This is a genomic window from Streptomyces albiflavescens (assembly GCF_014645835.1).
In the GTDB taxonomy this organism is placed as follows: Bacteria; Actinomycetota; Actinomycetes; order Streptomycetales; family Streptomycetaceae; genus Streptomyces; species Streptomyces albiflavescens.
Genome location: NZ_BMMM01000011.1, coordinates 1 through 24,134 on the forward strand (window position 1 = coordinate 1; position 24,134 = coordinate 24,134).

At 70.0% G+C, this 24,134-nt stretch carries 13 protein-coding genes and 1 pseudogene; 2 read left to right on the plus strand and 12 right to left on the minus strand.

Annotated elements, in window-relative coordinates:
• From IEY95_RS27350 to IEY95_RS27370, 5 genes are all read right to left on the minus strand, one after another.
• On the minus strand, nucleotides 1-824 hold an 824-nt coding region (locus tag IEY95_RS27350; protein ID WP_444544768.1), incomplete at its 3' end, for a GlgB N-terminal domain-containing protein.
• 59 nt (nucleotides 825-883) lie between these two features.
• Nucleotides 884-2,260: a maltokinase N-terminal cap-like domain-containing protein gene (locus IEY95_RS27355; RefSeq protein ID WP_189188820.1), complete on the minus strand. Its 1,377-nt coding sequence runs from the start codon at nucleotides 2,258-2,260 to the stop codon at nucleotides 884-886.
• A gap of 56 nt (nucleotides 2,261-2,316) precedes the next feature.
• Nucleotides 2,317-4,038, minus strand: a complete 1,722-nt coding sequence (treS, locus tag IEY95_RS27360) for a maltose alpha-D-glucosyltransferase (RefSeq protein WP_189188821.1) — start codon at nucleotides 4,036-4,038, stop codon at nucleotides 2,317-2,319.
• Nucleotides 4,035-6,200 carry an alpha-1,4-glucan--maltose-1-phosphate maltosyltransferase gene (locus IEY95_RS27365; RefSeq protein ID WP_189188822.1) on the minus strand — a complete coding sequence of 722 codons (2,166 nt, stop codon included), beginning with the start codon at nucleotides 6,198-6,200 and terminating at the stop codon, nucleotides 4,035-4,037. Before IEY95_RS27365 ends, treS begins: the two co-directional genes overlap by 4 nt.
• A 196-nt stretch (nucleotides 6,201-6,396) precedes the next feature.
• The gene (locus tag IEY95_RS27370) at nucleotides 6,397-7,599 is read right to left on the minus strand and encodes a S8 family peptidase (protein ID WP_189188823.1); all 1,203 of its coding nucleotides are present in this window, start codon (nucleotides 7,597-7,599) and stop codon (nucleotides 6,397-6,399) included.
• 393 nt (nucleotides 7,600-7,992) lie between these two features.
• On the opposite strand from IEY95_RS27370, the gene IEY95_RS27375 reads away from it, so the two are divergent.
• Nucleotides 7,993-10,611 carry a glycosyltransferase family 1 protein gene (locus IEY95_RS27375; RefSeq protein ID WP_189188824.1) on the plus strand — a complete coding sequence of 873 codons (2,619 nt, stop codon included), beginning with the start codon at nucleotides 7,993-7,995 and terminating at the stop codon, nucleotides 10,609-10,611.
• A 10-nt stretch (nucleotides 10,612-10,621) separates the two neighbouring features.
• Here IEY95_RS27375 and IEY95_RS27380 read toward each other — a convergent pair whose 3' ends face one another.
• The 7 genes from IEY95_RS27380 to IEY95_RS27410 all read right to left on the minus strand — a co-directional run bounded on the left by IEY95_RS27380 (nucleotide 10,622) and on the right by IEY95_RS27410 (nucleotide 23,658).
• On the minus strand, nucleotides 10,622-11,122 hold the full coding sequence (locus IEY95_RS27380; RefSeq protein ID WP_189188825.1) for a DUF1990 domain-containing protein: 501 nt from the start codon (nucleotides 11,120-11,122) through the stop codon (nucleotides 10,622-10,624).
• A 98-nt stretch (nucleotides 11,123-11,220) separates the two neighbouring features.
• Complete coding sequence (locus IEY95_RS27385) at nucleotides 11,221-12,879, minus strand: M4 family metallopeptidase (protein ID WP_189188826.1); 1,659 nt, start codon at nucleotides 12,877-12,879, stop codon at nucleotides 11,221-11,223.
• A 300-nt stretch (nucleotides 12,880-13,179) separates the two neighbouring features.
• Nucleotides 13,180-15,222, minus strand: a complete 2,043-nt coding sequence (locus IEY95_RS27390) for a M4 family metallopeptidase (protein WP_189188827.1) — start codon at nucleotides 15,220-15,222, stop codon at nucleotides 13,180-13,182.
• A 982-nt stretch (nucleotides 15,223-16,204) separates the two neighbouring features.
• Nucleotides 16,205-17,962 (minus strand): ABC transporter ATP-binding protein, encoded by a 1,758-nt coding sequence (locus tag IEY95_RS27395; RefSeq protein WP_189188828.1) that lies wholly within the window; start codon nucleotides 17,960-17,962, stop codon nucleotides 16,205-16,207.
• Nucleotides 17,959-19,710 (minus strand): ABC transporter ATP-binding protein, encoded by a 1,752-nt coding sequence (locus IEY95_RS27400; RefSeq protein WP_189188829.1) that lies wholly within the window; start codon nucleotides 19,708-19,710, stop codon nucleotides 17,959-17,961. Before IEY95_RS27400 ends, IEY95_RS27395 begins: the two co-directional genes overlap by 4 nt.
• 163 nt (nucleotides 19,711-19,873) lie before the next feature.
• The gene (locus IEY95_RS27405) at nucleotides 19,874-21,739 is read right to left on the minus strand and encodes an ABC transporter ATP-binding protein (RefSeq protein ID WP_189188830.1); all 1,866 of its coding nucleotides are present in this window, start codon (nucleotides 21,737-21,739) and stop codon (nucleotides 19,874-19,876) included.
• On the minus strand, nucleotides 21,736-23,658 hold the full coding sequence (locus IEY95_RS27410; RefSeq protein WP_189188831.1) for an ABC transporter ATP-binding protein: 1,923 nt from the start codon (nucleotides 23,656-23,658) through the stop codon (nucleotides 21,736-21,738). Before IEY95_RS27410 ends, IEY95_RS27405 begins: the two co-directional genes overlap by 4 nt.
• A gap of 183 nt (nucleotides 23,659-23,841) precedes the next feature.
• Here IEY95_RS27410 and IEY95_RS49255 point away from each other — a divergent pair.
• A pseudogene (locus tag IEY95_RS49255) lies at nucleotides 23,842-23,952 on the plus strand (ABC transporter ATP-binding protein); the annotation flags it as partial.
• Nucleotides 23,953-24,134 lie beyond the last annotated feature (182 nt).

Sequence of the window (24,134 nt, forward strand, 5' to 3'; positions counted from 1 at the left end):
GCCAACTGGCGGTAGGTCAACCCCGGCCGCCAGGACGGCAGATGCACCTCGTAGACGGAGAACGGGACCTCGTGCACCGGACGCTCAGCCCGCCCCGTCATCCAGGCGGCGTCTTCCCACGTATAGGACGACTCCGTCACGATCGACGCCGTCGCCGGTGGCACCTCGGTGCGGCGGGCCATCGGGTCGGCGCGCAGCGTGCGCGTCCCGTCGGGGCGGGTGATGTCGAACTTGTAGAGGGTGCCCTCACCGATTCCCGGAAGGAACAGCTCCCACACCCCGGAGGAGCCCAGCGACCGCATGGGAAATCCCGTGCTGCCGTCCCAGTGGCAGAAGTCTCCGCAGACCCTGACGCCCCGCGCGTTCGGGGCCCACACCGTGAAGCGGGTGCCGAGGACGCCCTCGTGGGTCATGGGGTGGGCACCCAACGCCCGCCACAGCTCCTCGTGCCGGCCTTCGCCGATCAGGTGCAGGTCGAGTTCTCCCAGCGCGGGCAGGAAACGGTAGGGGTCCTGCACTGCGAACTCGGTGCCGTCGTACGTCACCGACAGCGTGTACTCGGGGATCGCGTCGAGCCGCAGTACGCCGGAGAAGAGGCCGTCGCCCTCGTCGTCCAGCTTCGTGGACAACCCGTCCACCACCACGGCCACCGCCTGGGCGTACGGACGCAGCGCGCGGAACACGATGCCGCCCGGCACCGGGTGCGCGCCGAGCAGCGCGTGAGGATCGTGATGCGCCCCCGACAGCAGGCGCCCCCGGTCCGTCGGGTCCAGCGAAGCGGGAGTGGCCGGCCGTACGCTGACCGGTGCGGTGCGGACTGTCACGGCTTCAGCCTCCTCTAGAGGGGAAAGGGAGTGTGCGGGGTGTCGCAGTCGAAGGGCCTTCACTGGCGTTCGGCGGCGAGACGTCTGACCGCCGCCATCGGCACGGGCAGCCAGTCAGGACGGTGTCGCGCCTCGTACAGCACTTCGTACACGGCTCGGTCCGTCTCGTACGCGCGCAGCAGCTCTGGTTCCTCGCGCGGGTCCCACTCCGCCTCGGCGGCATAGCCCGCGCAGTAGGCCTCGCGGCAGCGTTGTGCCCACTCGGGACGCCAGGGGTGACGGGAGCGGGCCGCGTAGTCGAACGAGCGCAGCATGCCCGCGACATCGCGTACGGGGGACTGGACGCGTCGGCGTTCGGTGAGCGGTCGGGCGGGCTCGCCCTCGAAGTCGATGACGGACCACTGCTGTCCGGCCCGCAGGACCTGACCGAGGTGGAGATCGCCGTGAATGCGCTGGGCGGGACGGGCCGCCGTGCCGAGGACGCCGAGTGCGTCGAAGGCGGACCGCAGCCCATCCGCGTGCGGACCGAGTTCGGGTACGGAACGGACCGCGGCGTCGAGTCGCTCGCTCATCGCGGTGGCAAGCGGCCTGTTCTGAGGCGGACTTGTCACGTCTATGGGGAACGCCGAGGCCAGTGCCAGATGCACCTCAGCGGTCGCCCGGCCCAGTTCGTACGCCTCGTCGGTGAACTCCAGCCCCAAGGCGAGGGATTCGAGCGCCAGTGTCCAGCCGTCGGTGGCCTCACGCAGGAACGGCTGAAGAACTCCGAGCGTCGCTTCCTGCGGCCGTGAGGTCCGAAACCACGCGGCGGGAGCGGGTACGCGGGTGCAGCCCTGGCGGGCCAGCGCCCGGGGCACCTCCAGGTCCGGGTTGATGCCGGGCTGGATACGGCGGAAGACCTTCAGGATGAACGAATTCCCGTACACCAGCGAGGAGTTGGACTGCTCGGCGTCGAGAAGACGCGGAGCCAGACCGGTGGGCACCGTCACCCGTATGTCGCGCTCGAAACGCAGCGGACCCGCCGTGCCCGGCCGGCGCAGGCGCTCCAGGAGCAGTCCCGCCGCCCTGGGGTCGTGGAAGGCGTCGTAGACGATCAGGTCCGCCAGCGGGCCGGCGTTCGCCCGGCCGATGGCGGCATGGGCGAGACGTGGCGGCAGGACTTTCCGTACGCCGAGGAGCAGTTGATAGCAGTCGTCGGGTGGGGGAGTGCCCGGGCTTCCGTGGGCAGGCGGGTCGAGGTGCTCGGTGCGGACCAGCAGGTGCAGGCACCCTGGGTACAGTTCGGTCGTCGACACCAGGGTCACATCCGTGACGGGCCTGCCCTTGCCAGCGAACCAGCGCTGCCGCGGCAGCCACGCGCGCAGCAGTTCTGCGAGCGAGGTCAGCAGCGGAGCGGGGCCGAGGCCGCTCGGACGGTGCAGTGCGGTCTTCGCCATGGCGACACGTCCCTTCAGAGGCAGGCGGGCTTGTGGGAGCACACGCAGGCATCCGGTCAAGAACGCCTGGTGGCGCTCGGCGCGACTGCGCGACGCAGTCGAAACCAGTAGAAGCCGTGGCCTGCGAGGGTGAGCAAGTAGGGCAGCTCACCGATGGCCGGGAATCGCACCCCGCCGATCAGTTCGACCGGGTGCCTTCCGCTGAATGCCCGCAGGTCCAGTTCGGTGGGCTGGGCGAAGCGGGAGAAGTTGTGGACGCACAGGACCAGGTCGTCCTTGTATTCGCGCAGGAATGCGATGACGGCGGGGTTGGACGACTGGAGTTCGGTGTAGGAGCCGAGGCCGAACGCCTTGTTCTGCTTGCGGATCTCGATCATGCGGCGGGTCCAGTGCAGCAGCGACGAGGGTGAGGACATGGACGCCTCGACGTTGGTGACCTGGTATCCGTAGACCGGGTCCATGATCGTGGGGAGGAAGAGGCGGCCGGGGTCGCTGGAGGAGAAGCCGGCGTTGCGGTCGGGGGTCCACTGCATGGGGGTGCGTACGGCGTCGCGGTCGCCGAGCCAGATGTTGTCGCCCATGCCGATCTCGTCGCCGTAGTAGAGGATCGGTGAGCCGGGCAGGGACAGCAGCAGGGCGGTGAAGAGTTCGATCTGGTTGCGGTCGTTGTCGAGCAGGGGGGCGAGGCGGCGGCGGATGCCGATGTTGGCGCGCATGCGCGGGTCTTTGGCGTACTCCGCGTACATGTAGTCGCGTTCCTCGTCGGTGACCATTTCCAGGGTCAGCTCGTCGTGGTTGCGCAGGAAGATGCCCCATTGGCAGCCGGAGGGGATGGCGGGGGTCTTGGCGAGGATTTCCGACACCGGGTAGCGGGACTCGCGGCGTACGGCCATGAAGATGCGTGGCATGACGGGGAAGTGGAATGCCATGTGGCACTCGTCGCCGCCGGAGGGGAAGTCGCCGAAGTAGTCGACCACGTCCTCCGGCCACTGGTTCGCCTCCGCCAGTAACACCGTGTCCGGATAGTGCGTGTCGATCTCCTTGCGCACGTGCTTGAGGAATTCGTGGGTCGCCGGAAGGTTTTCGCAGTTGGTTCCCTCGACCTGGTAGAGGTACGGCACCGCGTCGAGGCGGAAGCCGTCGATCCCGAGGTCCAGCCAGAACCGCAGCGCGGAGATCATCTCCTCCTGCACGGCCGGATTCTCGTAGTTGAGGTCCGGTTGGTGGGAGAAGAAGCGGTGCCAGAAGTACTGCTTGCGGACGGGGTCGAAGGTCCAGTTGGAGGCCTCGGTGTCGACGAAGATGATGCGGGCGTCCTGGTACTGCTTGTCGTCGTCGGCCCAGACGTAGTAGTCGCCGTAGGGGCCGTCGGGGTTGGTGCGCGACTCCTGGAACCACGGGTGCTGGTCGCTGGTGTGGTTCATGACGAAGTCGATGATGACGCGCATGCCGCGCTGGTGGGCGGCGTCGACGAACTCGACGAAGTCGGCGAGGTCACCGAATTCGGGCAGTACGGCCGTGTAGTCGGAGACGTCGTACCCGCCGTCCCTGAGGGGGGACTTGAAGAACGGGGGCAGCCACAGGCAGTCGATGCCCAGCCACTGGAGGTAGTCCAGCTTCGCGGTCAGGCCCTTGAGGTCGCCGACGCCGTCGCCGTTGCTGTCCTGGAAGGAGCGGACCAGGACCTCGTAGAAGACGGCGCGTTTGAACCAATCGGGATCTCGGTCCCTGGCCGGTGTGTCCTCGAACGTATCCGGGACGGGCTCGTTGACGATCATGTTGTGGGTGACCCTCCGATCTGCGGTGAGGACGGTCGCAGGACGGTGAGGATGTGCGCGGGCCTATGCCCTGGCTCGAGACGCACATAGTTGGCCCTGCCCCAGTTGTAGGTCTCGCCGGTGAGCTCGTCGCGCACCGGCACGGACTCGTGCCAGTCCAGGCCGAGTTGCGGCATGTCCAACGAGACCGTGGCCTCCTGGGTGTGGTGGGGGTCGAGGTTGGCCACCACCACAACCGTGTTCGAACCGCGTGCGTCCGCTACAGACTTCGAGTAGGCGATCACCGCCTCCTTGTCCGTGTGATGGAAATGGAGGTCGCGCAGCTGACGCAGCGCGGGGCTGCGCCGCCTGATCGCGTTGAGCGTGCCCATCAATGGCGCGATGCTACGTCCGTCACGCTCCGACGACTCCCAGTCGCGCGGCCGCAGTTGGTACTTCTCGGAGTTCAGATACTCCTCGCTGCCGTCACGCAGCGGGGTGTTCTCGCAGAGTTCATACCCGCTGTAGATCCCCCAGGTCGGCGACAGCGTCGCGGCGAGGACCGCCCGCACCTCGAAGGCCGGCCTGCCGCCGCGCTGCAGGAACTCGTGCAGGATGTCGGGGGTGTTGACGAAGAAGTTGGGCCGCATGTACGCGGCCGCCTCGCCCGACAGTTCGGTGAGGTAGTCGGTCAGCTCCTCCTTGGTGTTGCGCCAGGTGAAATAGGTGTACGACTGCTGGAAGCCGATGGCCGCGAGCGTGTGCATCATCGCCGGGCGGGTGAAGGCCTCCGCCAGGAAGATCACATCGGGGTCGGTGCGGTTGATGTCCGCGATCACCTGCTCCCAGAACACCACCGGTTTTGTGTGCGGATTGTCGACGCGGAAGATCCGTACGCCATGGCTCATCCAGTGCCGCAGTACGCGCAGCGTCTCCTGGACCAGGCCCGGCATGTCCTTGTCGAAGGCGATCGGATAGATGTCCTGGTACTTCTTGGGCGGGTTCTCGGCATACGCGATGGTGCCGTCCGTACGGTGGTGGAACCACTCGGGGTGCTTCTCCACCCACGGGTGGTCGGGGGAGCACTGGAGCGCGAAGTCGAGGGCGACCTCCAGGCCGACGCCCGCGGCCCGGCGTACGAACGCGTCGAAGTCGTCGATCGTCCCCAGGTCCGGGTGGACCGCGTCGTGACCGCCCTCCGGGGAACCGATCGCCCAGGGCACACCGACGTCGCCCTGACCCGCGGACAGCGTGTTGTTGGGGCCCTTGCGGAAGGTCGTGCCGATGGGATGGATCGGGGGCAGGTAGACGACGTCGAAGCCCATCTCCGCGATCCCGGGCAGGCGTTCGGCGGCCGAACGGAACGTGCCGTGAGGCCGCTCCGGGGTGCCCTCCGAGCGCGGGAAGAACTCGTACCAGGAGCCGTACAGCGCCCGCTCCCGTTCCACCTGCAGTGTCAACGGCTGTGAGGACGTGACGAGTTCGCGCAGTGGATGGCGGGCGAGGATCTTGTCGACGTCGGGGGTGAGGGCGGCGGCGAGCCGGGCCGAGGCGGGGCGGCCGAGGTCGCGCAGCGCGTCGGCGGCCCGCAGGATCGTGTCCCGTCGGCCCTTGCCCTTCGGCACTCCGGTGGCCGCCCGCTCGTACAGCCGGGCGCCCTCCTCCAGGACCAGTTCCGTGTCCAACCCGGCCGGGATCTTGATGCCCGCGTGGTGCCGCCAGGTGGTGATCGGATCGCCCCACGCCTCCACCGTGTACGTCCAGCGGCCTTCCTTCTCCGCGGAGACCGTGGCGCCCCAGCGGTCGGTTCCGGGGGCCAGTTCGCGCATCGGGATCCAGGGGCCGGTGCGACCGTCCGGATCACACAGGACGGCGTTCGCGGCGACCGCGTCATGGCCCTCGCGGAAGACCGTGGCCGAGATCTCGAAGGACTCGCCGACCACCGCCTTCGCGGGCCGGCGGCCGCCGAGGACGATCGGGCGGACGTCGACGACGGGGATGCGTCCAACGGTCGTGCCAGGGGCGCTGATGGTGTCGGTGGGGCCGGTGGTGCCGGCGCGGGTCTCGGCTCCGGTCTCGGCGGAGGGTTTCTCCGTGGTGCGGCAATCGGTGTCGGTCGTGTGAATCGGCGGTGCGTCGGGGGTGGTCGTCGGGGGTGGCGACGTGTGGTGCGTTGCGGGCATGACCGCTCCTGTCCGCGTCAACTCGGGTGGGCGGATGAGGGTGTGGGGAGGTGGGGCCTGCGGGGCGTACCGGAGGAGCCTTCCCACCCTATTCGGGTGGGCAATCCGGCACTTTGTTAACTACTCACGCGTATGTCCACACACAAGACCGGCCTCGTCCTGTGAGGTCGAGGCCGGTCGGTGTCCCCGAAGCCCGCTAGGGGTTGTTGACCTGCAGGAGCCTGTTCGGTGAGCCGAGACCCGCGCCCGAAATCTTTCCCGATACAGCCCGTTTCACCAGCGCCTTGGCCACTTGGGCGGGCGTGGCCCGGGAATGGTCGGCCAGATAGAGCGCGGCCGCGCCCGCCACGTGCGGGCTCGCCATCGACGTACCGGAGAAGGTCGCCTTCCCCGTGTCACTCGCGTACGACGCCGAGGTGATCGCCACGCCGGGAGCGAACAGGTCGAGCGCCGAACCGGTGTTGGAGAAGCTCGCGCGCGCGTCCGCCCTGTCGCTCGCGCCGACCGTGAGGGCCTGCGAGACCCGGGCCGGTGAGTAGAGACCGGCCGGAAGCCCGTCGTTGCCCGCCGCCACCGCGTAGGTCACCCCGGAGGCGATGGAGTTGCGTACCGCGGCGTCCAATTGGGTGTTGGCGTACCCGCCCAGGCTCATGTTCGCCACGGCCGGTTTCTTCGCGTGCCTGGTCACCCAGTCGATGCCCGCGATGACCTGCGCGGTGGTGCCGGAGCCGTCGTTGTCGAGGACGCGGACGGCGACCACCTTGGCCTTCTTGGCCACGCCGTACTTGCTGCCCACGATGGTCCCGGCGACATGCGTGCCGTGCCCGTTGCCGTCCTTGGCCGTCCTGTCGTTGTCGACGAAGTCCCAGCCGTAGCTCGCCCGGCCGCCGAAGTCCTTGTGCGTGATGCGGATGCCGGTGTCGATGACGTACGTGGTCACGCCGGCGCCCGCCGACTCGGGCCAGGTGTAGCCCTTGTCCAGCGGCAGGTTCGGCTGGTCGATCCGGTCGAGGCCCCATGAGGGCGGGTTCTTCTGGAAGTGGTCGAGCGCCACCCGGGTGTCCTGCACGACCGAGGCCACACGGGAGTCCGCCGCGAGCCGCCGGGCCTGCTTCTCGTTGACCTTCACGGCGTAGCCATTGAGGGCCGTTCCGTAGGTGTGGCTGATTCTCGCCCCGTACTTCTCGGCGATGCTCTTTCCCGCCGACGACGGAGCCTGTGTTCCCCCCTTGAGTGTCACGATGTAACTCCCGCTGACGGAACCGGGATCGCCGGCGCCGAGTATCTGCCCCTCCGGGGCGGCGTGCGCGGGCAGGGTGATGGCCGAAAGCACCGCGGCCGTCGTGACCGCGGTGAGGCCTCCCGCCCAGCGCAGACGCCTCTCTCTCGTCTGTGCCATGACTTGAGTTCCCCTCCTCAACTCGGCGTACGGCCATCGGAGCAGACCGGTGTGGGCCGAGTCCGGCCGTACGCCACCTGGCGAGCCTCTCGTGCGGTGCGAAGCCTCACAAGGCCGCCCAGGAGGGCGGAATCGGCCATATCGTCCGTGACGTACACGTGAAGGTTGCGGCGAGTTCCCGCCGAAGTCGCACAGCCCTCCGCCGATGTCACCCAGTCGGCCCGATCGACCGTCCGGACCTCGATGCGCCGTGTTGCGAAGGCACCCTCGCCGCTACCGTCGTGGGTGACGAAGGACGCACAAGGGCGTGTGTCCCTCTTCGGCGCACGCCCAGCCACGTGCGCCCTCCTGCCGCCTACGTCCTCCGTTACGTCCCCCGTGAAGGTGGAACTCGTGAAGGCAATCCGCAGATTCACCGTTCGACCCGTACTCCCCGAAGCCCTTCACCCGCTCAGTGACCTGGCGCGCAATCTCCGCTGGTCCTGGCATGCCGAGACCCGTGATCTCTTCCAGTCCGTCGACCCGGAGCGCTGGGCCACCTCGGACGGCGACCCCGTCCGCCTGCTCGGCAGTGTGTCGACAGGGCGGCTCGCGGAGCTCACCGAGGACCGCCGTTTCCTGCGCCGCCTTGCCGCGGTCGCCGACGATCTGCGGGACTATGTGACCGGCGACCGCTGGTACCAGTCCCAGTCCTCCGAACTGCCCGCAGCCATCGCCTACTTCTCGCCCGAGTTCGGCATCACGGCCGCGCTGCCGCAGTACTCCGGCGGCCTCGGCATCCTCGCGGGCGATCATCTGAAGGCCGCCAGTGACCTGGGCGTTCCGCTGATCGGCGTGGGTCTGCTCTACCGGCACGGCTACTTCCGGCAGACCCTGTCGCGCGACGGCTGGCAGCAGGAGCACTATCCGGTCCTGGACCCGAACGAGCTGCCTCTGACGCCCCTGCGCGAGCCCGACGGCACCGACGCCCAGGTGTCGCTGGCCCTCCCCGGCGGCCGTGCGTTGCGGGCCCGGATCTGGCTGGCGCAGGTGGGCCGCGTCCCGCTCCTCATGCTCGACTCCGACGTGGAGGAGAACGACTTCGGCGAACGCGGGGTGACCGACCGGCTGTACGGCGGCGGCAGCGAACACCGGCTGCTGCAGGAGATGCTCCTCGGCATAGGAGGGGTGCGCGCGGTCCGGACGTACTGCCGGCTCACCGGACACCCGCAGCCCGAGGTGTTCCACACGAACGAGGGTCACGCGGGCTTCCTCGGCCTGGAGCGGATCGCCGAACTCGCCGACGAGGGGCTGGACTTCGATTCCTGCCTGGAGGCGGTCAGGGCCGGCACGGTCTTCACCACCCACACCCCCGTACCCGCCGGAATCGACCGCTTCGACCGGGAGCTGGTGGCCCGCCACTTCGGTACCGACGCCGAGCTCCCGCGCATCGACGTGGAACGGATCCTGGGCCTCGGCATGGAGACCTACCCCGGAGGCGAGCCGAACCTCTTCAACATGGCGGTGATGGGGTTGCGCCTCGGCCAGCGGGCGAACGGGGTCTCGCTGCTCCACGGTCATGTCAGCCGGGAGATGTTCTCGGGGCTGTGGCCGGGATTCGACCCGGAGGAGGTCCCGATCACCTCGGTGACCAACGGGGTGCACGCGCCGACCTGGGTGGCTCCGGAAGTCTTCCGGCTCGGCGCCCGGCAGATCGGCGCGCAGCGCACCGAGGACGCCTTGACGGTCGGTGGCTCGGACCGCTGGGACGCGGTGGCCGACATCGCGGACCAGGAGATCTGGGATCTGCGGCGGGTGCTGCGCGAGCAGCTGGTGTGGGAGGTGAGGGAGCGCCTGTACGCGTCCTGGCGCCAGCGCGGCGCGGGTACGGCCGAGCTGGGCTGGATCGACGGGGTGTTGGATCCGGACGTCCTGACCATCGGCTTCGCGCGCCGAGTGCCCTCGTACAAACGGCTGACCCTGATGCTGCGCGACCGCGACCGCCTGATGGATCTCCTCCTGCACGCCGAACGCCCGGTCCAGATCGTGGTCGCGGGCAAGGCCCATCCCGCGGACGACGGCGGGAAACGTCTGGTCCAGGAGCTGGTCCGGTTCGCGGACGACCCACGCGTGCGCCACCGGATCGTGTTCCTGCCGGACTACGGGATGGCGATGGCGCAGAAGCTGTACCCGGGGTGCGACATCTGGCTGAACAATCCCCTCCGCCCCCTGGAGGCCTGCGGGACGAGTGGCATGAAGGCGGCGCTCAACGGCTGCCTCAACCTGTCGGTCCTGGACGGCTGGTGGGACGAGTGGTTCCAGCCCGACTTCGGTTGGGCGATCCCGACGGCGGACGGTACGGCGACCGACGACGACCGCCGCGACGACCTGGAGGCGGCGGCGCTGTACGACCTGCTCGAACAGCGCGTGGCCCCGCGCTTCTACGAGCGTGGCCAGGGCGGCCTGCCCGACCGCTGGATCGAGATGGTCCGCCAGACGCTGACCCATCTGGGCCCGAAGGTGCTCGCGGGCCGGATGGTTCGCGAATACGTGGAGCGCCTGTACACCCCGGCGGCCCGCGCCCACCGCTCCCTCACCGCGGACACGGCCCGCGAACTGGCCGCCTGGAAGTCCCGCGTCCGCTCCGCCTGGCCGCAGGTCACCGTCGACCACGTCGAGGCCTCCTCCGTCACGACCACCGCCGAACTCGGCACCACCCTGTCCCTGCGCGTGCGCGTCGGCCTCGGCGACCTCGTCCCCGACGACGTCGAGGTGCAGGCCGTCGCAGGCCGCGTCGACTCCGACGACCGCATCGCGGACGCGGTGTGCGTACCACTGAAACCGGCGGGCGGCCCGGACCTGGAGGGGCGCTGGGCGTACGAGGGACCGCTCTCCCTGGACCGCACCGGCCCCTTCGGCTACACGGTCCGCATCCTGCCCGCACACCGCCTGCTCGCGTCGAGCGCGGAGGTGGGGCTGGTGGCGGTGCCGTCGCAGGAGATGGGGGAGGGGGCGGGGGTTCTCATGCGGTGAGGCGAGCCCGTCAGCTGTCCAGGCCCGCGCACAACCGGCGCAGTACCTTCCCGCACCTCTGGGCGTACGCGTGCTGGAGCCCCCTCGTGGCGGCTCCGCCCGCGCGGGCGTACCACTTCGCCGCGCGGCTGAAGGCGGTGATGGTGAGCCAGACGGTGCCGTCGCCCGTGCGGGTGATGACGAAGGACTCCTCGCCGCACTCGGGATGGCCGGAAAGCGTGCCATAGGCCCAGGCGGTGCGGCGGGGTTCCTCTGCCGTCCAGACCACGCGGCAGGGGGCCTTGATCGGGCCGAGACCGACCGTGACGTCGACTCCAGGGGCCGCCTTGTCCGCGTCGGCGGTGATGCCGACGCCCAGGGCGCGATGCATTTCCCAGGTCATGAGGGCCTCGGAGGCGCGGCGGAAGACGGCCTCGCCCTCGCCGATCCGGGAGCGGACGTGCAGTCGGTGGAAGCCCGGCGGGCAGCGGTCCTCGCGGGTCGCGCCCACGTCCTCGTACGTGTAGGGCATGGGGGACAGCGTAAGGCGGCACCCGGAGTCGCCGTCTCTCCGGGTACCGCCGTTGTTCCACTACGCCAGGAGCAGTTCAGCTCACGTTGACGCGAGGACTAGCTCACGTTGACCGCGGACCAGGCCGCCGCCACCGCCTTGTACTCCGTGCTGGTCGAGCCGTACAGGGCCGACGCCGCGGAGAGCGTGCCCGTGCGGGCGGACTTGTAGTTCGTCGTCGACGTGAAGTACGTCGTCAGCGCCTTGTACCAGATCTGCAGTGCCTTGGCGCGGCCGATGCCGGTGACCGTGGAGCCGTTGGACGTCGGGGAGTTGTAGCTGACCCCGTTGATCGTCTTGGCGCCGCTGCCCTCGGAGAGGAGGTAGAAGAAGTGGTTCGCTACGCCGGACGAGTAGTGCACGTCCAGGTTGCCGACGCCGGAGGACCAGGAGTCGGCGGAGCCGCCGTCCTTGCTGGGCTTGTCCATGTAGCGCAGCGGGGTGCCGTCGCCGTTGATGTCGATCTTCTCGCCGATGAGGTAGTCACCGACGTCCTTGGAGTTCGCCGCGTAGAACTCGACGCCGGTGCCGAAGATGTCGGACGTCGCCTCGTTCAGACCGCCGGACTCACCGCTGTAGTTCAGGCCCGCGGTGTTGGACGTGACGCCGTGGCTCATCTCGTGGCCGGCCACGTCCAGGGACGTCAGCGGGTGGGTGTTGCCGGACCCGTCGCCGTACGTCATGCAGAAGCAGCTGTCGTCCCAGAAGGCGTTGACGTACGCGTTGCCGTAGTGCACGCGGGAGTAGGCGGCGACGCCGTTGTTCTTGATGCCGCTGCGGCCGAACGTGTTCTTGTAGAAGTCCCACGTCTCCTGCGCACCGTACGCGGCGTCGACGGCCGCGGTCTGGTCGGTGGTGGAGCTGGAGGCCGTGCCGGTGCCCCAGGTGTCGTCCGCGTCGGTGAACAGGGTGCCGGCCGACGAGCTGGTCCCGTGCGACTTGTTGTACGTCTTGTGGCCGCCGCGCGTGGTGTCGTACAGCTGGTACGTCGAGCCCGACAGGGTGGTGTTGAGGCTGACGGTGCCCGAGTAGAGGCTCTTGCCGGTACCGGTCTCGATGCCCTGGTACGCGTAGAGCTTCTTGCCGGTCGCGGCGTCGGTGATGACGTGCAGCTCGTTCGGGGTGCCGTCGTCCTGGAGGCCGCCGACGACGGTCTCGTAGGCGAGGACCGGCTTGCCGCTGCCCGCCCAGATGACCTTGCGGGGCGCCTTGTCGGCGGTGGTCTTGTCCGAGCCCGCGGACTGCGCGGCGGTCAGCGCCTGCTTCTCGGCCTTGGCGGCGGCGATCTGCGGCTTGAGGGAGGTGACCTTGATGGTGGCCTTCGTCGCCTTGGTCACGCTCTGGGTCTTGCCGGGCTGCTGGTGGACGACCAGGTCGCCGCCGAGGACCGGAAGGCCGTTGTACGTGCGCTCGTAGCGGGTGTGGACGGTGCCGTCGGCGTCCTTGACGACATCGCGGACGACCAGCTTCTCCTTGGCGCCGAGGCCTATCTCCTGGGCCGTCTCGGTACTGGCGGCCTGGGCCTTCTGGATGAGGGTCGTACGCGCCGCCGAGGACAGCTGGACCGGGGCGCCGGCGAGGGTCGTCCGGCCCTCGGAGGTCGCCTCGGTCTGGGCGGATGCACCGGTGGTCATACCGGTGGTGAGCAGGGCTCCGGCCGCGACAGCGGTGGCTATGGCCAGAGTGGTGCGCTTGTGACGCGCGTAGAGGGGGGTCACGCAAGCTCCTTCTTGTGGGGGCGACCGAACGGCGTGGGGTAGCCGAACGGAAGTGTGAAGTTGCGGTGCGGGTGAGCCGTGCGGTGGAAGCGTGCCATCTGGGGCGCGTACATGTCAGGAGCCCTTAAAGACCTTGGCCGAAAATCGTCCTCCGGGTGAACAGTGGGGTGCTCTGCGCCCAAGACCGATCTTCGTCAAGCGGCAGCAAAACCCGGGCCAGGACCTGGCAAAGGGGGTGCCGCCCCGGGGAGTTGAACCTCCGGGACGGCACCCTGTCCTTGCCGCGGCTTCGCCGGCGGTCTACGGGAACGTCAGCTTCCAGCTGTTGATGTAGCCGATGTCCTGTGCCGCCTGGTCCTGGACCTTCAACTTCCAGGTGCCATTGGCGACTTCGGAGGACGCGTTGACCGTGTAGGTCGCGTTCACGTTGTCCGCCGAGTCGGACGAGCTGAAGTTCTTCAGGCGGTAGGTCGAGCCGTCCGGGGCCACCAGATCGATGACCAGGTCACCGCGCCAGGTGTGCACGATGTCGACCGAGACCGCGAGGTTCGACGGCGCGTTGCCGGTGCGACCGGTGACGGTGATCGACGAGGTGACCGCCGCTCCGTTGTCCGGAATCGATACGTCGGTGGTGTTCTCGAACGACGTACCGCCGCCACCGCCGCCGGGCCGTGAACCGACGTTCACGGCCGCCCAGGCGTTCTGCACGGCCGTGTACTCGGCGCTCGTGGTGCCGTACAGCTCACCCGCCGCCGCGAGCGTGCCGGTGCGGGCCGCCGCGTAGTTCGTGGTGGAGACGAACTTGGTGGTGAGCGCCCGGTACCAGATCTGCAGCGCCTTGTCGCGGCCGATGCCGGTGACCGGAAGGCCGTCCGAGGTCGGCGAGTTGTAGCTCACGCCGTTGATGACCTTGGCGCCGCTGCCCTCGCTCAGCAGGTAGAAGAAGTGGTTGGCGACACCCGACGAGTAGTGCACGTCGAGGTTGCCGACACCCGAGTACCAGGAGTCGGCGGAGCCGCCGTCCTTGCTGGGCTTGTCCATGTAGCGCAGCGGGGTGCCGTCGCCGTTGATGTCGATCTTCTCGCCGATGAGGTAGTCGCCGACATCGGAGGTGTTGTTGGCGTAGAACTCGACGCCGGTGCCGAAGATGTCGGACGTCGCCTCGTTCAGACCGCCGGACTCACCGGAGTAGTTGAGGCCCGCGGTGTTGGACGTGACACCGTGGCTCATCTCGTGGCCCGCGACGTCCAGCGAGGTCAGCGGGTCGGCGTTGCCGGACCCGTCGCCGTACGTCATGCAGAAGCAGCCGTCGTCCCAGAAGGCGTTGACGTACGCGTTGCCGTAGTGGACGCGCGAGTACGCTCCCACACCGTTGTTCTTGATGCCGCTGCGGCCGAACGTGTTCTTGTAGAAGTCCCAGGTCTCCGCGGCGCCGTAGTGCGCGTCGGCACCGGCGGTCGCGGCGTTCGACGTGGTGCCGTTGCCCCAGGTGTCGTTCGTCTGGGAGAACAGCGTGCCGGTGCCGGACGTGCCGTGGTTCAGGTTGTACGTCTTGTGGCCGCCGCGCGCACCGTCGTTCAGCGTGAAGTTGGAGCCCGACTGGGTGGTCGTCAGGGTCACCTGGCCGCTGTACTGGGTGTTGCCGATGCCGTTCTTGATGCCCTGGTACTCGTAGAGCTTCTTGCCGGTGGCCGCGTCGGTGATGACGTGCAGCTGGTTCGGGGTGCCGTCGTCCTGGAGGCCGCCGACGACCGTCTCGTACGCCAGGACCGGCTTGCCGCTCGCCGCCCAGATCACCATGCGGGGCGCGCGGTCCGCGTCGGTCTTCTTCGAGCCCGCGGCCTTGGCGGCGGACAGTGCCTGCCGCTCCGCCTTGGAGGCGGCGACCGCAGGCTTGAGGGTGGCGACCTTGAGGGTGGCCTTCATCGCCTTGTAGACGTGCTCGGTCTTGCCGGACTTGGCGGTGTCGACCACCAGGTCGCCGCCGAGGACCGGGAGTCCGGCGTACGTCCGCTCGTAGCGGGTGTGGACGGTGCCGTCGTGGTCCTTGACGACATCGCGGGCCACCAGGCTCTCCTTGGACCCGAGGCCCAGGTCCTTGGCGGTGGTCGCCTTGGCGGCGTTGGCGTCGCGTATGAGCTCGGCGCGCTGCGAAGCGGTCAGCTTCATGGCGACTGCGCCCGGGTTGATCTTGCCCGACCGAGGTGCCTTCTCCGGGGCGGCGCTCGCGGCGCCCGACTGGACGGCCGCGGCCAACAGGGCGGAGACGCCGACGAGGGCGACGCCGGCGACACGGCGCTTGGTGATGTGGGAGGTGCGTCTGTGGGGAGAACTGCTACTCAACACTGACTCCTTCTGCGTGGCCGCGGGTCGCGCGGCCAGGGGAGACCGGACGATGGGTGACCCGTCCGGGCAGAACAGGCGGTACGCGGAACCAGGTGCATGGGGGTCGTACGGCATCTCACAGCGGCACAGCTATGGGGTTGCTGTGAAGTAGCCGTGGGAAGAGTGGCAGGGGATCACGCCTTCTGTCAGGAGCGCATCAAGAACTTGGCCGGAAATGGTTCGTTGTCCGGGAGGTCATGTTCGGTATACGAACCCTTGGTTGGATGGTGTGCGGATCTTCCCCGGCGTGTGCGGAGGAATTCGCTCCGGCGACATGCCCCGGGAACCGACGCGCAACAGATCCGGCACGATCCCGCCGAGCAACCGGCGGTCCGCCGGACTGCCGGTCCCGCGAGGGGAGTTGATGGCGCCCCGCTGCTCTTCAGGGGCGGCGGGGTCGGCCGAGTGAGCATCCGAGCGTGGCTGCTCTTCGTCCCCGGTGGCCGACGCTCGTCCACACCGTCAGCGCCTTCCTCCTCCGGCGGCGACTGGTGGGCGGGCAGGGCGCGCTGGACCACTCCGGCGGGTACGTCATCCCTCTCGCCGCCGGTACTTCGGGCTTTGTGGCGGCCGCCGTGATCGGCCCACGGCCGGCCCGCGACCGCGGGCACGGCGTCCCCGACAACCTCCCCCTGCTCGCCGTTTCAACGGCGCGCGAATGGCCTGTTCGTGAATTCGCGAACGCGGGACGAGGTCCTGGAGGGCGGCGGCGTCGCGGTGCACGAGGAGGCGTATCCGGCGTACTCGGCCCGCATGGCGTACTCGGCCCGCATGGCGTACCTGGCTCGCATGGCGTACTCGGCTCGCATGGCGTACCTGGCTCGCACGGCGTACCCGTACGCACGGCGGGCCCGTCGCGGCGGTGCCGCATGCGCGGCCCTGGCTCCGGGGCCGGGATCACACTGGCGGCGAAAGACGCTTCGACGGACCCAGCCGTATGTCAGTCGTCCGAAGGCCGTCGCTCCCCGTGCCACGAATGCCACAGCGCCGCGTACGCCCCCTCGGCGGCCACCAGCTGCTCGTGCGTGCCGAGTTCGGTCAGGCGGCCGTCCTCCATCACGGCCACCCGGTCGGCGTCGTGCGCGGTGTGCAGGCGGTGCGCGATGGCGATGACGGTGCGTCCTTCGAGTACGGCGGCCAGGGCACGTTCCGTATGGCGGGCGGTCGTCGGGTCCAGGAGTGCCGTGGCCTCGTCGAGGATCAGCGTGTGTGGGTCGGCCAACACGACGCGGGCCAGGGCGAGTTGCTGAGCCCGTGAGCCGTCCACCGGGTGGTCCTCGGGGCCCAGCCGGGTGTCGAGGCCCGCCGGCAGCTCCTCGGCCCAGTCCTCGGCGCCGACCGCGGCGAGAGCCGCCCACAACTCGGGGTCATTTGCGGCGGGTTCGGCGATCAGCAGGTTGTCGCGGACCGTGCCGAGGAACACATGGTGCTCCTGGGTGACCAGGACGACCTGCCGGCGCAGCTGCTCGGGGTCGAGCGCGACGATCGGCACCCCGCCGACCGTCACTGTGCCGGTGCCCGGCGCGTCCACGCCCGCCAGCAGTCTGCTCAGGGTGGTCTTCCCGGCGCCGGAGGGGCCGACCACGGCCAGCCGTTCCCCGGGCCGCACGGTCAGATCGACCCCGCGCAGCACCTCGCCCCCACGGTCGTAGGAGTAGCGCACACCGGTCACGTCGATCCGGTCGTCCACCGGGGTGGGGGAGCTGGACGGGACGGCCTGCGGAGCCCGGGCGAGGCCCTCCACACGGGCGAAGGAGGCGCTGCTGCTCTGCAGTTGTTCCACCCGGTTCAGGATCTGGTCCAGCGGCTCGCCCAGCTGGCGCATGTACAGGGCCGCGGAGACCACGACACCCAGGCTCATCGCACCCCGCGCGTGCAGCATGCCGCCCACCAGCAGCACTCCGACCACGGGAATGACGTACGAGATCTCCACGGCCGGGAAGAACACGCTGCGCAGGAACAGCGTCCACATCCGCTTCCGGCGGGCAATCTCCAGCGCGTCCCGGCTCGCGGCGATCCGGCGCTCCTGCAGCCCGAACGCCTCGACCGTGCGGGCGCCGGAAGCGGTCGCCGCGAGGATCTCGGCGATCTCCGACGTCGCGGCGCCCTCGGCGAGATAGCCGGCGCGGGCCCGGCGCAGATACCAGCGCAGCGCGAACCGGATGCCGACCAGGCCGAGCACCCCGCAGGCGCCGAGCAGCGGGTCGATGACGAAGACCGCGCCGAGGATGAACAGCGCCTGGGCGGAGGCGATGAGCAGCTCGGGCCCCGCGTCACGCAGCGTGTTGCCCACCACGGTGACGTCGGCGGTGCCGCGCGCGGTCAGGTCGCCCGTGCCCGCCCGCTCCACGACCGAGGCCGGCAGCGTCAGCGCCCGATCGACGAACTCCTCCCGCACCCGCGCCAGCGTCCGCTCCCCGAAGCGGTGCCCCACGTACCTGGCCCACCGCGCCAGCAGCAGCTGCGCCAGCGAGCACACCAGGATGACGAACGCCAGCCGGTCCACGGCGCCCACACCGTCCCCGGCCCGTACGTCGTCGATGATCCGCCCGAGCAGCCAGGGGCCGACCAGACCGGCCACGGCGGCCAGTACGTTGAGGCCGAGCACGGCGACGAAGGCCCGCCCGTCCGCCCGGATCAGCCGCACCGACGCCCGGCGCACATCGGCGGACTCGGCGATCGGCAGGTGTGCGCTCATCGCACGGCCTCCTCGGCGTCGACGGCCGACCGCGGGTCCGCGTCCGCCTCCAGGTCCGCCTCGCGGGCCACCAGCGCGCGGTAACCCGGCTCCCCGTCGAGGAGCTCGCGATGGGTTCCCACGGCCGCGACCTTGCCGTCGACCAGGAAACACACGGTGTCCACCTGGTCGAGGAGCAGCGGCGAAGTGCTGGTGACGAGGGTCGTGCGGCCGGAGCGCGCGGTGCGGAGCCGGGCCGCGACGGCCGCCTCGGTGTGCGCGTCGAGCGCAGAGGTGGGTTCGACCGCGAGCAGCACCTCGGGATCGGCGAGGAGCGCCCGCACGAGACGTACCCGCTGCCGCTGTCCGCCGGAGAGATTGCGGCCCTGCGCGTCGACGGGCGAGTCGAGACCGTCCGGCAGACCGAGGACGATGTCGTCCGCCACGGCCGCGTGCACGGCCCGTGTCACGGCTTCGTCGTCGTGCTCCCGGCTGCCCGAGACCAGGTCGCGCAGGGTGCCCGCGAACAGGTCGGCCTCGTTGTCCGCGACCAGGATCCGCTCGCGGACCTGCGGCAGGGCGATCTCGTCGAGCCGTACGCCGCCCCAGGTCACCGCCGATTCCGCATACCGGCCGAGGCGGTCGACCACGGCCGCGGACTCCGCGGGGCGGGCACCGGCCAGCGCGGTCAGCCGCCCCGGCACCACCCGGACGCCGGACTCCGGATCGTGCAGCAGCGCGGGCGACGAGGGCCCGTCCAACGCGTCCGCGCGGTCGGCGGCGGGCTGGAGGGCCAGGAACCGTGCGACGCGGCGGGCGGCGACCACGCCCCGGCTGAGCTGGTAGCCGCACTCGATGACGAAGGCCACCGGCATCACCAGGACCGCGACATAGCCGTACACCGACACCAACTCGCCGATGGTGATCTCCCCTTGGGCGGCCAGCCGGGCCGCGAGCCACGTCACCACGGAGAGGAACAGCGTCGGCAGCCCCGTGCCCAGCGCCTGGAGCCAGCTCGTCGCCGAACCGACCCGGTATCCCTGCGCCCGCAGCGCCTGCGAGTCACGGCGGAAGGCGTCGGCGAACAGCCCCTTGCCGCCGAGGCCGTTGAGGACACGCAGGCCGCCGGCGAGGTCGCCGATCCGGGCGGTCAGCACGCCCTGCCGCTCGCGGTACTCCGTCTCCGTGCCCTGCAACCGCCTCATCAGTGGTCCGATGAGCACGGCGATCAGCGGCACGCCGAGCAGGATCACCACGGCCAGCTGGAGCGAGACCGACAGCAGCAGCGCCGCCACCACGCCGTAGGTGAAGAGCGCGGCCAGACCCGGGCCGACGACCGTCAGCGACACACTGATCGTCTGCACGTCGCCGACGCCGATCGTGACCACCTCTCCGGCCCCGACCTGGCGCGACAGCGCGGCTCCCAGCCGGGTCGACTGCTCGACCACGACCTTGACCGTGCGGAAGTTGGCGTCCATCCGGAGCTTGGTCATGGTGCGGTGCCGCATGACGCCCAGCCAGGCGTTGAACACCCCGATGCCCAGCACGGCGGCGGTCCAGCCGACCAGCGCGGACTGGTCGCCCGGCTCCAGACCGTCGTCGATCGCGCGGGACAGCAGATACGGCGTCAGCGCCAGGAGCGCCATCCACACGCTGGCGATCAGCGCGCCGGTGGCGGACCGCCCCGCCTGCCGGGTGACCAGCCACCACAGATACCGCCAGCCGCCACGACAGTCCGGTGTCCCGGGATCCTCGTACGCGTCGATCATCCCCTCCCCCTTCTCTTCACGCCCCCTGCGCCCCCCGTCCCGTACCTGGGGCTCCGCGCCCAGGACCCCGCGCCTCGACACCGGAGGGGCCGACTTCTGCCCGCGCCGGCACCTCTCGGCCCGTTCGGCGGGACGGGCTGGGGCGGAGGGGGCGGAAGAACTCTCAGGCCAGACTGTCCCGCCAAGCCCGGTGCAGATCCGCGAACCGTCCCGTCCCCGCGATCAGTTCGGCCGGGCCGCCGTCCTCCACGATCCGGCCGTGCTCCATCACCAGCACCCGGTCCGCGATCTCCACCGTCGACAGACGGTGCGCGATGACCACGGCCGTACGGCCGCGCAGCACCGTCGACATGGCGCGCTGGACGGCCCGTTCGCCGGGGATGTCCAGTGAGCTGGTCGCCTCGTCGAGGATGAGGACCGCAGGGTCTGCGAGCAACGCCCGTGCGAAGGCGACCAGTTGGCGCTGGCCGGCCGAGATACGGCCACCCCGCTTGCGTACGTCCGTGTCGTAGCCGTCGGGCAGCGCGCTGATGAAGTCGTGGGCGCCGATCGCCTTCGCGGCCCGCTCGATCTCCTCGCGGGACGCGTCGGGGCGACCGATCGCGATGTTCTCGGCGACCGTGCCGGAGAACAGGAACGCCTCCTGGGTCACCATCACCACACCGCGCCGCAGTTCGGGCACGGAGAGGTCGCGCAGATCGACGCCGTCGAGAAGGACCCGGCCTTCCGAGGCGTCGTAGAAGCGGGCCAGGAGTTTGGCCAGTGTCGACTTGCCCGCGCCCGTCGAGCCGACGACGGCCACCGTCTGCCCGGCGGGCAGCGTGAGGGAGAAGGAGGGCAGGACCTCGCCGCCGGTCCGGTACGCGAAGCGGACGTCGTCGAAGACGACCTCGCGGCCGGGGTGTTCGGAGGCGAGAGCGGGCAGTTGCTTGGGGGACGACGGCTCCGGCACGGACGGCGTCTGGGCCAGCAGGCCCGCGATCTTCTCCAGCGAAGCCGCCGCGGACTGGTAGGAGTTGAGGAACATGCCGAGCCGGTCGATCGGGTCGTACAGGCGGCGCAGATAGAGCACCGCGGCGGCCAGCACACCCAGTGCCAGCGAACCCGAGGCCACCCGGTACGCGCCCCACAGCACGATCCCGGCGACCGCCGTGTTGGCGACCAGGCGGGAGCCGACGACATAGCGCGTCATCTCCAGCAGGGAGTCGCCGTTCGTCTTCTCGTGGCGCTGGTTGAGCACCCGGAAGTCCGCGTCGTTGGCGGCCTCGCGGCGGAACGCGCGTACCGGGCGGATGCCGTTCATCGTCTCCGCGAACTTCACGATGACGGCGGCGATCGCGGTCGACCGCAGGGCGAAGATACGGCCCGCGCGGTGCTGGTAGAGGCGGATGAGCAGATACAGCGGTACGAAGGACGCCACCGCCACCGCGCCGAGGCCGAGGTCCAGCCAGAGCAGCATCGCCGAGATGTAGACGAAGGACAGGATGACCGTGACGAGCTCCTGCAGGCCCTCGCTGAGCAGCTCGCGCAGTGACTCGACGTCCGTCGTGGAGCGGGAGATCAGCCGGCCCGAGGTGTAGCGCTCGTGGAAGTCGATGCTGAGCGCCTGCGCATGGCGGAAGATCCGGCCGCGCAGGTCGAGCAGCACGTCCTGGTTGACGCGGGCCGAGGCGATGATGAAGGCGTACTGCAGTCCGCCGGAGGCCAGCGAACACAGCAGGTACACGACGCCCACCGCGATGAGCGGGCCGTGGTCGTCGTGCCGGAACGCAGGTACCGCGCGGTCGAGGGCGTACGCGACGAGCAGCGGGCCCGCCTGCACCGCGGCCTGCTGGAGCAGCAGCAGGACGGTGGTCACGACCACGCGGGCCCTGAGCGGGGTGAGGAGGGAGCGCAGGAGAGCGGCGGTCGCGCCCGGGGGAGTGGGGAGGACGTCGCGGTCGAAGGGGTCCTTGTACTCCGAGGGGTCCTGCACCGGTCCGTCCTTGTCCCTGTCCTTGTCCGGCGCGGTCGTTGTGGGCGCCGTCATCGGTGGGCCTCCTCGTCGCCTGACATCAGATGGGCGTACTCGGCGTTCGTGCGCAGCAGTTCCTGGTGGGTGCCGACCGCGGCTATACGGCCGCCGGACAGCAGGGCCACGCGGTCGGCGAGCAGGACCGTGGAAGGGCGGTGCGCCACGATCAGGGCGGTCGTCTCCGCCAGGACGCGGCGCAGGGCGGCCTCGACCGCGGCCTCCGTGTGGACGTCCAGCGCGGACAGGGGGTCGTCGAGCACCAGGAAGCGGGGGCGGCCGACCACCGCCCGTGCCAGGGCGAGCCGTTGGCGCTGGCCGCCCGAGAGGCTCAGGCCCTGCTCGCCGACCTGGGTGGCGGTGCCCTGAGGGAGAGCGTGCGCGAAGTCGGCCTGGGCCACGGCGAGCGCGCGGTCCAGCTCGGGCCGGCCCGCGTCGTCGTTTCCGCCCATGAGTACGTTCTCGCCGACGGTGGCCGAGAAGAGGGTGGGCTCTTCGAAGGCGACGGCGACGAGTTCGCGGAGTTCCTCGCGGGGCATCGCGGTGATGTCCCGGCCGTCCAGGGTGATGCGGCCGGACGTCACCTCGTGGAGGCGGGGGACAAGGGCGGTGAGGGTGGTCTTGCCGGTGCCGGTGGCGCCGACGAGGGCCATGCTCTCGCCTGGGCGGATGTGGAGGTCGATGTGCTCCAGCACGGGGTTCGTGTCCGCGGAGGCGTCCGGATAACGGAACTGGACGTCGTGGAACCGAAGCCCGGCATCCCTCCCGGCCGCGGACGGTCGTGCCGCTGCGGCGGCGCCCGTCCCGAGGAGAGCGGCATCTCGTACCGCCGAGCCGCGGGGTCTTCCGCCGGCCGGCACCTGCGCCGAGTCACCGGAGCCCCGCGGTTCCTCAGGAGCCGCGTCCATCACCTCGAAGTACCGTTCCGTGGCCGTCGCCGCCTCCTGGCTCATCGCGAGGAGGAAGCCGATGGAGTCGATGGGCCAGCGCAGCGCGAGGGCGGTCGACAGGAAGGCCACCAGCGTGCCGGCGGACAGGTGGCTGTCGGCGACCTGGACGGTGCCGAGGACGAGGGCGGCGCCGATGGCGAGTTCGGGGAGGGTGACGATGACGGCCCAGATGGAGGCGAGGAGGCGGGCCTTGGCGAGTTCCGTGCCGCGCAGAGTGCGGGACAGCTCGCGGAAGGCGCGGGCCTGGCTGCGATGGCGGCCGAAGCCCTTGATGATGCGGATGCCGAGCACACTCTCCTCGACGACCGTCGTCAGATCGCCGACCTGGTCCTGCGAGCGCCGGGCCACCTCCGAGTAGCGCCGCTCGAAGATCCAGCAGACGATCACGACGGGACCGGCGGGAGCCAGCAGCACCAGCCCGAGCGTCCACTCCTGGGCCAGCATGATGGCCACGCCCACCAGGATCGTCACGCCGTTGACCAGAAGGAACGTCAGCGGGAACGCCAGGAACATGCGCAGCAGCATGAGGTCCGTGGTGCCCCGGGACAGCAGCTGACCGGAGGCCCAGCGGTCGTGGAAGGCGACCGGGAGGCGCTGCAGATGCCGGTACAGATCCGCCCGCATCGCCGCCTCGACCCCCGCCAGCGGTCGCGCCACCAGCCACCGCCGCAGCCCGAACAGTCCCGCCTCGGCGAACCCGAGCAGCAGCAGATACAGCGCACCCAGCCAGACGCCCGCGGGATCGTGACCGGCCACCGGACCGTCCACCATCCACTTCAGGACGAGCGGGAACACCAGCCCCGTACAGGAGGCGACCACCGCGACGAACGCCGCGCTGAACAGCCGCACCCGCACCGGCCGCACATACGGCCACAGGCGCAGCAGACTGCGTACGGTCGAACGGCCGGCACGGTCCTCGGTCCCCGTACGGCCGTCCTCGTCCTCGTCGTCGGCACGGTCCTTGGTCATTGCATCGGTTGTGGGCATCACCGGCGAGCCTACGGTTCGGCACTGACAGCGCCCACCGAGTTTTGGCCGGACCTGAATCGTTCGACGGCCCCGGGACCGGGCCGTTCGAGGGGTCGTACCGCGGCATCAACCGATCGGTTGATGCCGCATCGAGCGCGATGGGCGATGTGCCTCCCGGCGCCTTGCCGGGACCCTCGGGCCATGTCAGTCATCGAAGTCGGCGGACTACGCAAGTCCTATGGCGGCAGGACCGTCGCCGACGGTGTCTCCTTCGCCGTCGAGGAGGGCGAGATCTTCGGGATCCTAGGCCCTGTCGTCAAATTCCCGTCTGCCCCGCGACGCCATGCACGCACTCTCGCCGCACCGGGCACAGACCCAAGTACATCCAGTACGAGGGCCTGTGCCCGGCACGCCGAGAGCACGCACTTGACGCCGCAGGGCCCGCCCTCCGGGCGGACGACGGGAATTTGACGACAGGACCTAGGCCCGAACGG